Annotated in this window: 10 protein-coding genes; 4 read left to right on the forward strand and 6 right to left on the reverse strand. The window is 61.5% G+C overall.

From position 1 onward, the window contains the following. Nucleotides 1–90: 90 nt before the first annotated feature. From N434_RS00935 to N434_RS00950, 4 genes are all read right to left on the reverse strand, one after another. Complete coding sequence (locus N434_RS00935) at nt 91–2,307, reverse strand: 3-hydroxyacyl-CoA dehydrogenase NAD-binding domain-containing protein (protein ID WP_110755550.1); 2,217 nt, start codon at nt 2,305–2,307, stop codon at nt 91–93. Between the two features lie 147 nt (nt 2,308–2,454). Next, nucleotides 2,455–3,663: an acetyl-CoA C-acetyltransferase gene (locus N434_RS00940; RefSeq protein ID WP_065114803.1), complete on the reverse strand. Its 1,209-nt coding sequence runs from the start codon at nt 3,661–3,663 to the stop codon at nt 2,455–2,457. Nucleotides 3,664–3,702: 39 nt separating this feature from the next. Continuing rightward, nucleotides 3,703–3,942 (reverse strand): hypothetical protein, encoded by a 240-nt coding sequence (locus N434_RS00945; RefSeq protein ID WP_078051282.1) that lies wholly within the window; start codon nt 3,940–3,942, stop codon nt 3,703–3,705. A 14-nt stretch (nt 3,943–3,956) separates the two neighbouring features. Further along, nucleotides 3,957–5,753: an acyl-CoA dehydrogenase C-terminal domain-containing protein gene (locus tag N434_RS00950; protein WP_110755552.1), complete on the reverse strand. Its 1,797-nt coding sequence runs from the start codon at nt 5,751–5,753 to the stop codon at nt 3,957–3,959. Between the two features lie 374 nt (nt 5,754–6,127). On the opposite strand from N434_RS00950, the gene podJ reads away from it, so the two are divergent. The 4 genes from podJ (at nt 6,128) to N434_RS00975 (ending at nt 12,492) form a co-directional block, all read left to right on the forward strand. Next, nucleotides 6,128–9,880 (forward strand): cell division protein PodJ, encoded by a 3,753-nt coding sequence (gene podJ / locus N434_RS00960; RefSeq protein WP_110755920.1) that lies wholly within the window; start codon nt 6,128–6,130, stop codon nt 9,878–9,880. A 263-nt stretch (nt 9,881–10,143) separates the two neighbouring features. Further along, nucleotides 10,144–11,070, forward strand: coding sequence for a sulfite exporter TauE/SafE family protein (locus N434_RS00965; RefSeq protein ID WP_110755554.1), 927 nt, complete (start codon nt 10,144–10,146; stop codon nt 11,068–11,070). Further along, nucleotides 11,067–11,894 carry a TIGR02186 family protein gene (locus N434_RS00970; RefSeq protein WP_110755556.1) on the forward strand — a complete coding sequence of 276 codons (828 nt, stop codon included), beginning with the start codon at nt 11,067–11,069 and terminating at the stop codon, nt 11,892–11,894. Before N434_RS00965 ends, N434_RS00970 begins: the two co-directional genes overlap by 4 nt. Nucleotides 11,895–12,054: 160 nt before the next feature. Then, complete coding sequence (locus N434_RS00975; RefSeq protein WP_065114800.1) at nt 12,055–12,492, forward strand: universal stress protein; 438 nt, start codon at nt 12,055–12,057, stop codon at nt 12,490–12,492. A gap of 77 nt (nt 12,493–12,569) precedes the next feature. Here the strand turns inward: N434_RS00975 and pdeM are convergent, their stop codons facing one another. Beyond that, on the reverse strand, nt 12,570–13,298 hold the full coding sequence (gene pdeM / locus N434_RS00980) for a ligase-associated DNA damage response endonuclease PdeM (protein WP_110755558.1): 729 nt from the start codon (nt 13,296–13,298) through the stop codon (nt 12,570–12,572). A 34-nt stretch (nt 13,299–13,332) separates the two neighbouring features. Further along, a complete protein-coding gene (locus N434_RS00985; RefSeq protein ID WP_110755560.1) occupies nt 13,333–15,852 on the reverse strand; it encodes a ligase-associated DNA damage response DEXH box helicase in 2,520 nt (839 codons plus the stop codon). Nucleotides 15,853–15,937: the final 85 nt, after the last annotated feature.

Consider the following 15,937-nt stretch of genomic DNA (forward strand, 5'->3'; position numbering starts at 1 on the left):
CCCCAGTCCGGCAAAGGATGTACGGAAAGCGGGGAAACGGACATAATAAAACAGGCCCCGAAGGGCCTGTTCAATGTCCCACTTGAAACCTCAGGCCGCCTTGGCGGCGCTGGCATAGGGATCGAAGCGACCGTAGAAGGTCTCGCCCTTGGCGGCCATGTCCTTCAGGAGCGGTGTCGGCTTGAAGCGTGGGCCGTAGGTCTCGCTGAGCTTTTCGGCGAGCGCGACGAAGTTCTTCACACCCATGCCGTCGATGTAGGACAGCGCGCCGCCGGTATAGGGCGCGAAACCGAAACCGAGGATGGAGCCGACATCGGCCTCACGTGGGTCGGTGACGATACCTTCTTCCACCGTGCGGGCGGCTTCCAGCGCCACGGTAACGAGGAAGCGCTGTTTCAGCACCTCCATGTCCACGTCTTCAGGCTTCTGCTGCGGATAGAGGTCCTTCAGGCCGGGCCAGAGGGACTTCTTGGCGGGCTTTTCCGGATAATCGTAGAAGCCCTTGGCGTTCTTGCGGCCAAAACGGCCCTCGCCTTCCACCAGCTTTTTCACCAGTTCCATATGGCGCGGATCGACGGCCTTTTCGCCGAGATCGGCGACGGTGGCTTTCAGAATCTTGTAGGAAAGATCGATCGCCACCTCATCGTTCAGCGCCAGCGGGCCGACCGGCATGCCGGCGAATTTCGCGGCATTTTCGATCATGGCGGCGGGCACGCCTTCGATCAACATGTCGTAGCTTTCCGCCATGTAGCGCAGCACGCAGCGATTGACGAAGAAGCCGCGCGTATCGTTCACCACAATCGGGGTCTTCTTGATCTTCGCGACATAATCCAGCGCGACGGCGAGCGCCTTGTCGCCGGTTTCCTTGCCAAGGATCACTTCCGTCAGCATCATCTTCTCGACCGGCGAGAAGAAGTGGATGCCGATGAAATCGGTCGGGCGCTTCGAGTTCTTCGCAAGGCCCGTGATCGGCAAGGTGGAGGTGTTGGAAGCGAAGATCGCACCTTCGGGCAACACGGCTTCCACAGCCTCGATGACGGCCTTCTTCACGTCGCGGTCTTCGAAGACGGCCTCGATGACGAGATCGGCATCGGAGAGGGCCTTGTAATCCGCCGTCGGGGTGACGAGGTCGAGCAGGGCCTTGCCCTCATCCTGTGTCAGCCTGCCCTTGCCGATGGCGGCCTTGACGCTTTCCTCACAATGGCCCTTGCCCTTGTCAGCGGCTTCCTGATCGCGGTCTACCAGCACTACGGGGATGCCGGCTGCGGCGGTGACGTAAGCGACCGCAGCGCCCATGAAGCCCGCGCCGACAACGCCGACCTTCTTGAACTCCGTCTTCGGCTGGCCGGCCGGGCGACGCGCGCCCTTGCCCAGTTCCTGCATGGAGATGAACAGCGAGCGGATCATGCCGAAGGCTTCCTTCGAGCGAAGGATTTCGGTGAAATAACGCTGCTCCACCTTCAGCGCCGTATCGAAGGGCAATTGCAGGCCCTCATAAACACATTTGAGGATGGCGAGGGCGGCCGGATAGTTGCCGGCGCTTTCCCGACGCAGGATGGCCGGCGCGGCAGGCCACAGCTGGGCTGCGGCCGGCGTCCAGATGCCGCCGCCGGGGGCCTTGAAGCCCTTTTCATCCCAGGGCGCGACCGGCTTCAGGCCGTCCTTGATCATCTGCTTTGCGGTTGCGACCAGCTGATCCGGCTCCACCACCTGGTGCACCAGTCCCATGGCCTTGGCGCGCGCGCCGGTCAGCGACTGGCCGGTCGTCATCATCTGCAGCGCCGACTGCGCGTCCGTCAGGCGCGGCACGCGCTGGGTGCCGCCGGCGCCGGGGAAAATGCCGACCTTGACTTCCGGCAGGGCGATCTTGAGGTTCTTGGCATTGGAGGCCACACGGCCATGGCAGGCGAGCGACAGTTCGAAAGCGCCACCCATGCAGGTGCCATTGATGGCGGAAACCCAGGGCTTGCCATTGGTCTCGATCTTGCGGAACAGGCCCGTCATGCGGCCGACGAGTTCGAACAGCTTTGCCGCCGCCTGATCCGGGTTCTTCGCCTTCTCGTCATTGTAGAAGGAGAACATCGACTTGATCATCGAAAGATCGGCACCGCCGGAAAACGTGCTCTTGCCTGAGGTGAAGACGACACCCTTGATGGCACTATCGGCGACAGTCGCGTCAAGAATGGCGTTCAGCTCGTCCATCACCTCAGAGGTGAAGACGTTCATGGATTTTTCCGGCATGTCCCAGGTGACGAGGGCAATGCCGTCTGCGTCCGTCTCGATGGTGAAATTGGTGTAAGTGCTCATTTGGGATTCCTCTTCCCTGAATCTTCATGGCCGCTTCGCTTTTTCCGTCATCCTCGGGCTTGACCCGAGGATCCAAGCACCGGGGATAGATCCTCGGGTCAAGCCCGAGGATGACGGAGGAACCGTTGCGGTGTCAGCCGAAGCCTCTCAAACCCGCTCGATAACCGTCGCCGTGCCCATGCCTGCGCCGATGCAGAGCGTGACGAGCGCGGTGTTCAGATCGCGCCGCTCCAGTTCATCCAGCACCGTGCCGAGGATCATCGCGCCGGTTGCACCGAGCGGATGGCCCATGGCGATGGCGCCGCCATTGACGTTCATCCGGTCGTGGCCGATGTCGAAGGCTTGGCAGTAACGCAGCACAACAGCGGCGAAGGCCTCGTTCAGTTCAAAAAGATCGATATCGGCAATCGACATGCCGGTCTTTTTCAGAAGCTTCTCGGTCACATCCACCGGGCCGGTCAGCATCAGCGCCGGGTCGGAGCCGATATTGGCGAAAGCCTTGATGCGGGCGCGCGGTTTCACACCCATCGCCTCGCCGCCCGCCTTCGAGCCAACCAGCACGGCAGCGGCGCCATCCACAATGCCGGACGAATTGCCGGCGTGATGGACATAATTGATCCGTTCCACTTCCGGATGGGCCATGATGCCGACGGCTTCGAAGCCGCCCATTTCACCCGGCATCTGGAAGGACGGGTTGAGCGAGGCCAGCGCCTGCATGTCCGTGCCGGGACGCATATGCTCGTCACGGTCAAGGATCGTCAGGCCGTTCTGGTCCTTCACCGGAATGACCGACTTGTTGAAATAGCCCTTTTCCCAGGCATGCGCCGCGCGCTTCTGGCTCTCGACGGCATAGGCATCGACATCGTCACGGGAAAAACCGTATTTCGTGGCAATGAGATCGGCCGAGACGCCCTGCGGCATGAAGAAGGCCGGGAAGTTGACCGAAGGGTCCATGTACCAGGCGCCGCCCGACATGCCCATGCCGACACGGGACATGCTTTCAACGCCGCCGGCAATGACAATATCGTCAGACCCGGCCTTGACCTTGCCGGCCGCGAAGTTGATGGCATCCAGACCCGAGGCGCAGAAGCGCGAGATCTGCATGCCCGGGGCCCTGTTGGAATAACCGGCCTCGAAGGCGGCAGCCTTGGGGATCACCGCACCGGCATCCATGACAGGATCGACGCAGCCCATGATGATGTCATCGACAGTGGAGGTGTCCAGCCCGTTGCGGTCGCGGATGGCTTCCAGCGTCTTGGCGGCCAGGCGAACGGAAGGCACCTCATGCAGGCTGCCATCCTTCTTGCCGCGTCCGCGCGGGGTGCGGACATGGTCGTAGATAAAAACGTCGGTCATAAACTCTCTCCCTTGCACCGTATTCTCAGTGCACCAAACTCATTTAAGCGTCCATTTTCCGCGGCGATCGTCATCAGCGGCAACCAGACGGCCTTTTTTTCTCAACTCCGTCGCTGCCCATCGCATGTCATATTGCCACGAATAAAAAAGATCATGCCCGCGCAGGTCCTTTTCATGATGGTCCCAAATATACTGGGCTACGTACAGAATAGATCCTTCGCCTTTATTCGCCTTTAGCGCCTCGACTACCCAATCTGTTAAATCTGCCTTAGTAACCATCGAAACCCTCGTCCTCAGAATGCTTCCGCAGCCAGTTCCATCATGGTGTCCGCGCCGGTTTCGATGCGGGCCTTGCGCAGCGCCGTTTCCGGCATGATGCGCTCCATATAAAACTTCGCCGTGACAAGCTTGGTCTTGAGGTAATCCTCGTCCGAAGCGCTGCCTGCGGCAAGCGCTTCGCTCGCTGCTTTCGCCATGCGCGCCTGCATGTAGCCCAGCACCACGATGCCGAAGAGATGCATGTAGTCGGTCGAACCGGCACCGGCATTGTCGGGCTTGGCCATGGCGTTCTGCATGAACCACATGGTTGCGGCCTGCAGGTCGTTCAAGCCCTTCTTCAGGCCCTTGGTGTAAAGGCTGAGCTTTTCATCGGCACGGTTTTCCTCGCAGAAATCACCGATTTCCTTGAACAGCGCCATGACGGCGCGGCCGCCATTCATGCCGAGCTTGCGGCCGACCAGATCGAGCGCCTGAATGCCGTTGGCACCTTCGTAGATCATGGTGATACGCGCATCGCGGACATATTGGCTCATGCCATGTTCCTCGATGTAGCCATGGCCGCCGAAGACCTGCTGCGCCATCACGGCATGGTCGAAGCCCTTGTCGGTCAAAACGCCTTTCAGGATCGGTGTGACGAGACCGAGCAGATCGTCCGCCACTTGGCGCTGCTTTTCGTCGGTGGCGCGGTGGGCGATGTCGGATTGCAGCGCGGTCCACAGAAGGAAAGCGCGGCCGGCCTCGTTATAGGCCTTGATGGTCATCAGCGTGCGGCGGATATCGGGATGCACGATGATCGGATCGGCCTTCTTGTCCGGGAACTTGGCGCCAGAAAGCGAGCGGCCCTGAATGCGCTCACGGGCGTATTCGACAGCGTTCTGATAGGCGATCTCACCCACCGAAAGCCCCTGCAGGCCGACGCCGAGGCGAGCCTCGTTCATCATCACGAACATGGCCGAAAGGCCCTTGTTCTCAGCGCCCAGAAGATAACCCGTCGCGTCGTCATAATTCATGACGCAGGTGGCATTGCCGTGAATGCCCATCTTGTGTTCGATGGCGCCGCAGGTGACGCCGTTGCGCTCACCCAGCGCGCCGTCTTCCTTGACCAGGAACTTCGGCACGATGAAGAGCGAAATGCCCTTGGTGCCCTCAGGCGCGCCTTCGATGCGGGCGATCACCAGATGGACGATATTGTCCGTCATGGAATGTTCGCCGGCGGAGATGAAAATCTTCTGGCCGGAAATTCTGTAGCTGCCGTCAGCCTGCGGCACGGCCTTGGTGCGCAGAAGGCCGAGATCGGTGCCACAATGGGGTTCGGTCAGGTTCATGGTGCCAGACCACGTGCCTTCAACCATCTTCGGCAGATAGGTGTCCTTCTGTTCCTGCGTGCCATGCACGAGGATCGCGGCAATCGCACCCTGCGTCAGGCCGGGATACATCATCAGCGACAGGTTGGCCGACGACATATATTCGCCGATGGCGGCGTGCAGCGTATAGGGCAGGCCCTGCCCGCCGAATTCCGGCGGAACGGCAAGGCCGATCCAGCCACCTTCGCAATAGGCGTCATAAGCGTCCTTGAAACCGTCAGGCACGGAAACCGAGCCGTCATCGGCGCGCTTGCAGCCTTGGCTGTCGCCGGAAAGGTTGAGCGGGAAAAGCCGCTCTTCGGCAAGCTTGGCTGCCTCGCCAGTGATGGCCTCGATCATGTCAGGGGTTGCATCCTCGAAGCCGGGCAGGTTGTTATACCGCTCCAGGCCGAGAACGTCGTTCAGGATAAAAAGCGTGTCTTTGACTGGGGCCTTGTAAACAGGCATTACCGATGTTCCTCCGCATCGTGGCAGCCGGAGCCGATCCGGCGATATGGGACGACAATATTTGACGTGCGCGTAAACGTCAAATAAATTTCCGCTGAATATCGCCTCCCCTTTTTACCGAATGGACGTCCGGCCGGGCACAGGCCCGCCATGCGCCACAAAAGTTAAAAAATTCCGACCATAGTTAACCACTTCTTTACCACGTTTCGTGAATTCTCCGACAAGAGGTAACTGCTTCGTTCATCGGCGCATTTTCCTCCAGGGGGCAAATACCGGCTCTGGAATTGCTGCATGTTGCGGCGACGGCATGCCCAGGCAGGCAACGTCGCGACAGACAACCGGGCACGGCGGGCGGAAGCGAAGCGAGCGAGAAGATGAACGGATTGCGATCGAAAACCCAACAGCCAGGCGACAGATCGTCTCTTGATGCGCTCAATCGCACCATTGAAGGCCTTGAAGCCCGCATTGAAGGGCTGATGAGCCAGAAATTCCCGCGCGAGCCGCGAGCCGCGAGCGCACAGGTCGAGCCGAAGAACGAGGCCTATGCCGCGCCGCGTGAGCCGCGCGCCAGCGTCACCCCGCCACAACTCGACCCTGTCAACGAAATTCGCCAGCGCCAGCGCCTTCTGGAGACGAGCTTCCAGCGTCCCCAGGAACCGGCGGCGCGTCCGGAACGAACCATTACCAGACCGCTTGCGCCGGAATACCGGCCAAGGGACACGCAAGCCGCGGCCGCCTCCTCCGCCCCGCGTGCGCGGGCCATTCCGCCCTATCAGGAGCAGCAGCGCAATGATGTGGCCCTGCAGGAGATCGCGCAGGCGCTGGTCAATCTCCGGCACGAGCTGAAGCACGATATAACCGAGGGCGTCGCCCGCGAGGCGCAGGGACTGCGCGCCGAAATCCGCAATATCCGCGCGGTGGCGGAAGACCAGCAATTCATCGGTGACCTGCGCGACGACATCGCACGGCTTGCCGGCAGCATCGACCAGCTCGGCAATCTGGCATCTCCCGACGCCTACGGGCTGCGCAACGAGTTCGAGGACCTGCGCCTGACGATCGACCAGCTTGCGCGTGAGGACAGCGTGCACCGGATCGAAAGCCGCTGGAACAATGTGGAAGACACGCTGCGCGGTTTCGATGCCGGCGCGTTGCAGGACGAAATCGTTTCGCTCGCCTATCGTCTCGATGACATCAAGACGCAGCTTGGTGGCATGAGCAACAATCCGGCCGTGCGCGTGCTCGAAGACAAGCTGATCGCGATTGCCAGCGCCGTGGAGCAGCTCGGCAAGCACATGCAGCCGAACGAAGCGGCCTTTACCGAACAGTTTTCCGGCCTCGACCAACGGCTCGACGAAATCAGCCGCGCCATTGCCGCTACCGGCACGCGCGCCAATGCGCAGGCCACGGACAATGCGTTGGCGCAGCGGCTGGAAACCCGTCTGAACGGTCTTGCCGAACAGCTCGGCGATATCAACCGGCTTGCCGCCGCCAAGCCGGAACCGGCGCAGGACCTCACCGCCCGCCTTGAAGCGCTGGCCGGCAAGATCGATGAGCTCAGCACCGCCCGCGACGCCGCCCAGCTGCACGAGCGGCTGGACCAGCTTTCGCTGCTTCTGGAGCGGTCGCAGCGCCCCTCGCAGCAGGCGGAACTGACGTCTTTCCTCAGCGACATTTCCCGCAAGATCGATGCGCTGGATCATGGCGCCGTCAATGACGGCCTCGCCGAGCGGCTCGATACGCTCTCGCGTCGCATCGAGGACCTCGACTATCGCTACAGCCAGCCGCAACCGGCACCGGGCCTCAGCGAAAGCGCCTTCTCACGTCTGGAAGAACGGCTCGGCAATATCGCTGCCCGTCTGGATGAGAGCGCCCATGCCGCACCGGCAGACAGCCATGCGCTGGCAAGCCTCGAAAACCAGATCGCCCATCTCTCCACGCTGATCAGCCAGCCCGTGCACACGCAGGCAAGCCTGTCGCCGGAACTCGACGCCCGCATGGCGGCGATCGAGGACTATATGGCGTCGAACGACGAATATATCATCGAAGCGGCCCGGCAGGCCGCCGAGGCGGTTCTCGACGCCTATACACGCAACAACCTCTCTGCCGGCACAAACCTCGCCGACATGACGATGCTGACGGATCTCGCAACCGATCTGCGCAACCTCGAAGCCCTGAGCCGCAACACCGAAGAACGCACACACCGTACTTTCGAAGCGCTGCATGAAACGCTGGTGCAGATCGCAGGCCGTCTCGACAGCCTCGACAACGCTCCCGCCTACCGCGAAGAGGCCGCGCCCCGCAACGTCGCGCAGCCTATGGTCGCCCCCGCCCGTGAAGAGGTGGCCATGCCGGCCGCCATTTTCCCGGAGGAAGGTTATATCGCTGAAGAGCAGGCCATTCTCGATGCTGACGAGAAGGACGCGGATGCGATGGCCGTCGTGCCGCCCGCCGCCGCCAAGCCCGCCAAGGCGGAAAAGAAGAGCCTGCTTGCCGGGCTGACGAAACGGTTCAAGGCCGGCACGGCGAAGACCGTCAAAGCCGTGGAAGAACCCGTATCGGCCGCCTCCGCTCGCACGCAGGTGGAACCCGCCCCCTCGCTCGATCCGATTGACGTTCTGCCGGCGGGCCAGGAAAACGAACTTCTGGAACCGGGTTCGGGTGCGCCTGATATCAAGAAGATACTGGAACGCGTGCGCGCCAGCCAGGTGGCCGCCAGCGGCAAGGCTGCGGATGCCGAAGGACGGACGGATTTCATCGCCGCTGCCCGCCGCGCAGCGCAGGCCGCCGCCATGGAAACATCGCCGGAGAAGCTTGAAACCGGCAAGAAGAGCCGCAAGGCCGAGGGCTCGGCGCTTTCGCGCTATCGCCGTCCGTTGCTGCTCGGCATCGGCGCCATTCTTCTCGCCATGATGACCATGCCGCTCGTCAAGACGCTGATCGGCGGCGCCGAAGCCCCGGCACCGGTCATCGAGCAGAAGATGGACAATGGCCCGGTTTCCGCGCTTCCCGAAGCCGGTGAGAAGGCCGTGACCATTCCGTCCGATCTCGCCATCGATCCGGAGCAGGCGGCATCGGCCGACAGCATCGAGAACAGCGCACCCGCGCAGAACACCATCGATCCCCGCACCGTCGGCGGCGCGCCGCTGCCTGACGAGCCGCCGGTCGCCGATGTTCCCGCCGTGGATGCGGCAGATTCCGACACCGTCGCGCAGAACAACGCGCCGAAACCGGCCGAGGTCACCACCACGGCCGTTCCCGACCAGGACGCCATCGCGGTCCCCGCCGGCATCGAGCCCGCATCGCTAGCCGAAGCCGCCGCCAAGGGCGACACCCAGGCGCTGTTCGAGATCGCCACGCGTTATACCGATGGTCGCGGTGTTACCGCCGACCGTGCGGAAGCCGCGAAATGGTACAAGCTCGCGGCGGATCGCGGCCTTGCGCCGGCGCAATATCGTCTCGCCAATCTTTACGAGAAGGCGAACGGCGTCGAGCGCAACCTGCCCGAAGCCAAGCGCTATTACACGCTGGCTGCTGAACAGGGCAATGCTGGCGCCATGCACAATCTCGCGGTCCTGCTTGCGTCCGATGCGGCCGGCCAGCCGGATTTCGCCTCTGCGGCACAATGGTTCATCAAGGCTTCCGAACTCGGTGTGCGCGACAGCCAGTTCAACCTCGCCATTCTTTATGCCCGTGGCAGCGGCGTGAAGCAGGATATCGAGGAATCCTACAAATGGTTCGCCATTGCCGCCAAGGATGGAGACACGGACGCCGCCCAGAAGCGCGACGAGGTTGCCGGAGCGATGAACCCGCAGCAGCTTCAGAGCGCCAAGGCCAAGATGGACGCATGGAAGGTAAAGCCGCTTTCGGAGGACGCCAACAGTGTCAATCCGCCGGAGGAATGGGCCGGCAAGGAAGGGGTGAAGACCGCTTCCGTGGACATGGAAAAGGCGATCCGCAACATTCAGGCGATCCTGAACAAGAACGGCTTTGATGCCGGCCAGCCGGATGGCAAGCTCGGCAAGAACACCGTGACCGCCATCAAGGACTTCCAGAAATCCGTCGGCCAGACGCCGGACGGGCGCATTACCAACGAACTGGTGACTGCGCTTCTCGCCCGCAACAAATAACCTCTGCTTCACATACGAAGCGGCCTTTCGGCCGCTTCCATGCGACCCGGTGCAGGAATGTGGCGGCCTGCCCACGCACGATCGCTATCTTTCCAAATTATCAACGTATTTACCGTTGAATGTTGACAGGTCAGGCCCTCGCGGGCATGACGGATGAAGGCCGGGCATGCCCGGTCTTTTCAGACAGAAAGTGTAAATCGCGGCGCGGCCCCCTCACCCGGACAAGCCCTGCCGCCCGGAACCATTTGCCCGAGGTCCGAGCCGTGACTGTCTATCTGCCGATCGCAGAACTGTCGGTGAATATTTTCATCATTCTCGGCATGGGCGCGGCCGTCGGTTTTCTGTCCGGCATGTTCGGCGTGGGCGGCGGCTTTCTGATCACCCCGCTTCTGATCTTCTACAATATTCCACCCGTGGTGGCCGTGGCGACCGGCGCAAACCAGGTGGTTGCCTCCTCCGTCTCCGGCTCGATCACGCATTTCCGGCGCGGCACGCTGGATGTCAAACTCGGCAGCGTGCTGCTGGTCGGCGGTCTGGTCGGGGCGACGATCGGCGTATGGATATTCTCCTTCCTGCGCAGTATCGGCCAGCTCGATCTCATCGTCTCGCTGCTCTACGTCATCCTGCTCGGTACTGTTGGCGGGCTGATGCTGAAGGAGAGCATTTCGGCCCTCCGCCGCGCGGCCCGCAACGAAACGGTGACGCTGCGCCGGCCGGGCCATCACAACTGGGTGCACCGCCTGCCGCTGAAAATGCGGTTCAAGAAATCAAAGATCTATCTCAGCATCATTCCCGTCGTCACCCTCGGATTCGGCATCGGCATCCTCACCTCGATCATGGGTGTCGGCGGCGGTTTCATCATGGTGCCGGCGATGATCTATCTGCTGCGCATCCCGACCAATGTGGTCGTGGGCACTTCGCTGTTCCAGATCATTTTCGTGACCGCCTATACGACCATCGTGCAGGCGGCGACCAACTATTCCGTCGATGTGGTGCTGGCCTTCATCCTGATGGTGGCGGGCGTCATCGGCGCGCAATACGGCGTGCGTGTGGGGCAAAAACTACGCGGTGAACAGCTGCGCGCGCTTTTGGCGCTTCTCGTCCTCGCCGTCGCCCTCCGCCTTGCCGTATCGCTGGTGGTACGGCCCGAAGACCTGTTTTCGGTCGCCGTGGGGGGGCTGGGCTATTGACCTTCCGCCTGCTGCTTGTGGCGCTTTTCCTGTTACCCTGTCTTGCGCTTGGCGGAGCCGCCTGGGCGCAGACACCACCGCTTGCCCTGCCGCCCGGCCCGCAACAGCGGTCATTGCAGGAAAATATCGAAATCGGCGCATCGACGACGGAAATTCCCATCGCGTCGGATTTTCGCGGGGCGGATTTCACCCTTTTCGGCGCACTCAACAATACCGACCAGCTGCTTCTGGCAATCGGCCAGTATGACATTGTCGTCACGCTGGAAGGTCCGACCGACTATATGACCGTGCGCAAGAAGGAGCGTGTTGCGGGCATCTGGATCAATACCAGTGCGATCACCTTCACGCCGCTGCCGGAATCCTATTCCATGGCCAGCACGCGTGACATTACCGATATCGCTTCTGCCGGGACCTTGCGGGCCATGGGGCTCGGCGTCGATCATCTGTCGCTCAAAAGCGCGGTGTTTTCCGGCGTGCCCGACAATGTCTTCGATTTTCAGGAGGCCTATCGGCGCCTGAAGCTTTCAAGCGGCATCTATCGCAATGACACGACCGGGGTGAGACTTGAGCGCACCGGCCTGTTCTGGGCGACGCTTCGCCTGCCCGCCAACGTGCCGAATGGCGTGCATACGGCGCGCGCCTATCTCTTCAAGAGCGGCAAATTCATCGCCCAGCGCGAGCTGAAACTGCGCGTCGTCAAGACCGGCATGGAGCAGGCGATCACCGATGCGGCGCACCAGACGCCGCTTGCTTACGGCGCGCTCTGCGTTCTGCTGGCCGTCGTGACCGGCTGGGGCGCCAGCATCATCTTCCGCAAGGACTGACTTTTTTTCATCCCTAAAAAGAGATCGCCGGCCGCAGCCGGGGGATAAAGATAGCATTCGCTTCCTTTAACGGTTTGCGGTAAAATTCAAGGCGTTACAACCACGCATGCAGATCATGGCGGTAAGTGCGGTTGTGACCGGGATGAAAAGGAGAAATGTCATGTTCAAGCACATTCTCATTCCCACCGATGGCTCGCCGCTGGCGCAGATCGCAATCGACCAAGGGTTCGCTCTCGCCAGGGAGGCAGGCGCAAAGGTGACTGTCGTGACGGTATCGGAACCCTTCCACGTGATTGCGAGCGACGTCGAGGACATTGCCGCCATTGCCGAAGAAGAATTCCACCGTTGTGAGGAAGCGGAGCATCTGCTGCGCGATACGCAAGCCCATGCCGCGGCCATGGGGCTCGATTGCGAGGCGCTGCTGGCGCGTGCGGGGCGGCCGGACGAGGCGATCATCGAAATCGCCGACAAGACCGGCTGCGACCTCATCGCCATGGCCTCGCACCGGCGCAGGAGCTTCATCGAAATGCTGCTCGGCAGCGTCACGGCCAAGGTGCTGAAAAATTCGAAGATACCGGTTCTGGTCTACCGGCAATAGAGCATTTCCGTCAAAAGTACGCAGCGGTTTTACGTCCGGACAATGCGTAAAACAAAGAGATAACGGCGATGATACGCTCAGCCGAGCAGACTGGAAAATCGCACCGGATAGATGCGGTCCCGACCCATCAGATGCGCGACGAGCGCCGCGTGATCGAACAGGCCGCGCATGGCCTTATGGCGCAAATCCAGCCCGCCGCTCATGACCCCGAATGCCGGCATCAACAGACGTGAGCCATCCGTGGCGAAACAGGGCCGCCGCACCGTCTTTTCACGGCGGCGAACGGTCGCGGAGGGATGCAGGTGCCCGGCGATTTCCCCGGCGGCATCGCCCAGCTTCGGCTCATGGCGGAAGGTGAGATTGCCGTAAAACATCTCGTCCACCGAAGAGCCCGGCAAATCGACGGTGCCATCCGGATCGTGATTGCCGTTGATCCATATCCATTCGCGGCCACGGGCCATTTCACGGATGAGTTCGCGCAGCATCAATGGCAGATGCTCGGAACCGACGCGGTCGTGGAAATTGTCGCCGAGGCTGACGACGATCTTCGGATCATAGCGACTGATAAGGGAAGATAATATCTTGAGGGTGGCGATGGTGTCGTAGGGCGGCAGCATGCGCCCGCGCCGGGCGAAGGCGGCGCCCTTTTCAAGATGCAGGTCGGAGACGACGAGCAGCGACAGGTCCGGCAGGTAAAGCCCGCCGAGCGGATCGCACCAGGCAGCAACGCCATTGATGGCGGTTTCGCTGCCAAGGCATTCGAAGCCATTCGAAAATCGCTCGCTCAATGTCAGCCGGCTCAGCACTTTTACCCTTGTTCCTTCATTCCGCCCAGATGCTTCAGGACATGGCTTCCGCGATCAGCTCGTCGGCGGCCTCGGCAAGCACATCGTCCATCGCCTCACCCGCCACCGTCTCGCGGCCGATTTCCAGCATGACCGGAACGGCAAGCGGCGAGACATGTTCCAGCGCGCGGTGGGTGGTGTGGCCCTTGATTCGCTTCAGCATATCGCCAAGACGGCCAATGTCCAAAAGTCCCGCCGCCGCATCGCGCCGCGTCGCTTCCAGCAGTATATGATCCGGCTCATGGCTGCGAAGAACGTCATAAATAAGATCGGCGGAGACCGTGACCTGCCGGCCGGTCTTTTCCTTGCCCGGATGACGGCGCTCGATGAGGCCGGAAATGACGGCGCAGTTGCGGAAAGTGCGCTTCAGCATGAAGGATTCGTCCAGCCATGCCTCCAGATCATCGCCCAGTATATCCTCATCGAGAAGATTTGCCAGCGACAGGCGGCGGGATTTCAGCCGCAGGCCGATGTCTTCCATGGCCCAGATGGCGAGCGAATAATCGGTGGCGACGAAACCCATGGGTTTTGCGCCGGCCCGTTCCAGCCGCCGCGTCAGAAGCATGCCCAGCGTCTGGTGCGCCAGCCGTCCCTCGAAGGGGTACATGACCATGAAGAAGCGCTTGCGGAAGGGGAACGTCTCGACCAGCAGTTCCTCACGCTTGGGGATGATCGATTTTTCCTTCTGGATCGCCAGCCAGTCACGCACCTGATCCGGAAGCGCCTGCCAGCGGGCAGGATCGGCAAGCATGGAGCGCACCTGATCCGCGAGGTAGGTGGAGAGCGGGAACTTGCCGCCGGCATAGGAGGGTATCTTCGGGTCCATGGAGAAGGCCTGCGACACCAGACATTCATTCTCCCTGATACCTTCGAAGCGCAGCACCTTGCCGGCAAAGAGGAACGTATCGCCCTGCACCAGCTGCTCGAGGAAATATTCCTCGACCTTGCCGAGCGACATGCCGCCACGCCCGACCGTGCCTTTGGCATTACGCTTGACCATGCGGACATTGAGTTCAGCGGCCTCGACAATGGTGCCGAGGTTCAGACGATATTGCTGTGCGACCGCCGGATTGGAGACGCGCCAGCGGCCATCCTTCATCTGGCGGATGCGGGCGTAGCGCTCGTAGGTCCGCAGCGCATAACCGCCTGTCGCGGTGAAATCCACCACCCGGTCGAAGGTGACGCGCGGCAGATCCGCATAGGGCGAAGCGCTCGTGACTTCACGATAGAGATCTTCGGCATCGAAAGGTTCGGCGCAGGCCATGCCGAGCACATGCTGGGCGAGAACATCGAGCGCGCCTTCGGCAATGGGGGGCGTATCCTGCGCGCCGATATAATTGGCATCAAGTGCTGCCCGGCACTCCATCACCTCGAAACGGTTGGCGGGAACGAGGATCGCCTTTGATGGCTCGTCCATGCGGTGATTGGCGCGGCCGATGCGCTGGGCAAGGCGGCTCGCCCCTTTCGGCGCGCCGACATGCACGACGAGATCGACATCGCCCCAGTCTATGCCGAGATCGAGCGTCGAGGTGGCGACGACGGCGCGCAATCTGTTCTCCGACATGGCCGCTTCCACCCTGCGGCGCTGGCCGGCATCCAGCGAACCGTGATGCAGCGCAATCGGCAGGTTGTCGTCATTGATGGTCCAGAGTTCCTGGAAGATCAGCTCCGCCTGCGAGCGGGTGTTGACGAAGATCAGCGTCGTCTGGTGGTCCTTCAGCGCAGCATACAAATCCTTCATGGCGTAACGTGCCGAATGGCCGGACCATGGGATGCGCTCTTCCGTGTTCAGGATGGAAATATCCGGCTTTGCCCCGCCTTCGACGGTGATGAGGCCAGCGGGCGGCTCACCCTGCCCCTGCGGCGCGAGATAACGGCGCAAATCCATCGGCTCCGCCACCGTCGCCGAAAGGCCGATGAAACGCACATCGGGCGCATGCCGGCGCACCCGGGCAAGCGCCAGCGCCAGCAGATGGCCGCGTTTGGAGGTGACGAGCGAATGCAGCTCGTCCAGCACCACATATTTCAGGTCACGGAAAAAGCGTTCCGCTTCCTTGTTGGCCAGCAGCAGCGACACCTGTTCAGGCGTCGTCAGCAGAATATCGGGCGGCTTGACCTTCTGGCGCTGACGTTTGCCCTGCGGCGTATCGCCGGTGCGGGTTTCAATGGAGATTTGCAGACCCATTTCGAAGACGGGTTTTGTCAGATTGCGCTCTATATCCACAGCCAGCGCCTTGAGCGGCGAGATATAAAGCGTGTGCACACCGACGAAACCGGAGCCCGCCGGCACCTTGCCGCGCTCCGCCAGATCCGTGAGCGAAGCCATGAAGCCGCCCAGCGTCTTGCCGGCACCCGTCGGCGCGATCAGCAGCATGTTTTCACCACCACGCGCCCGCGCCATCAATTCCAATTGATGGGCGCGCTGAGACCACCCTTTTTCAGCAAACCATTTCTGGAATGGAAGGGGCAAGGTGCCGACATGTGTGCCGGAAGTGGGGGACTCGGTGTGCTTCACCCCTTCAAGGTAGTGAAAAACCTGCGAAAAAGAAGAGCGCTACACCTCCGCTTGACAGGAAAACAGAATCATGGATAAATAATAT

It is taken from the genome of Rhizobium sp. UGM030330-04, assembly GCF_003208455.1.
GTDB classification, from domain to species: domain Bacteria; phylum Pseudomonadota; class Alphaproteobacteria; order Rhizobiales; family Rhizobiaceae; genus Agrobacterium; species Agrobacterium rhizogenes_A.

Coding starts and splice junctions, on each gene's coding strand:
- N434_RS00950 (WP_110755552.1), bottom strand. CDS start 5,753: ATGCCTGTTTACAAGGCCCCAGTCAAAGACACGCTTTTTATCCTGAAC.
- N434_RS00975 (WP_065114800.1), top strand. CDS start 12,055: ATGTTCAAGCACATTCTCATTCCCACCGATGGCTCGCCGCTGGCGCAG.
- podJ (WP_110755920.1), top strand. CDS start 6,128: ATGAACGGATTGCGATCGAAAACCCAACAGCCAGGCGACAGATCGTCT.
- N434_RS00940 (WP_065114803.1), bottom strand. CDS start 3,663: ATGACCGACGTTTTTATCTACGACCATGTCCGCACCCCGCGCGGACGC.
- N434_RS00945 (WP_078051282.1), bottom strand. CDS start 3,942: ATGGTTACTAAGGCAGATTTAACAGATTGGGTAGTCGAGGCGCTAAAG.
- N434_RS00935 (WP_110755550.1), bottom strand. CDS start 2,307: ATGAGCACTTACACCAATTTCACCATCGAGACGGACGCAGACGGCATT.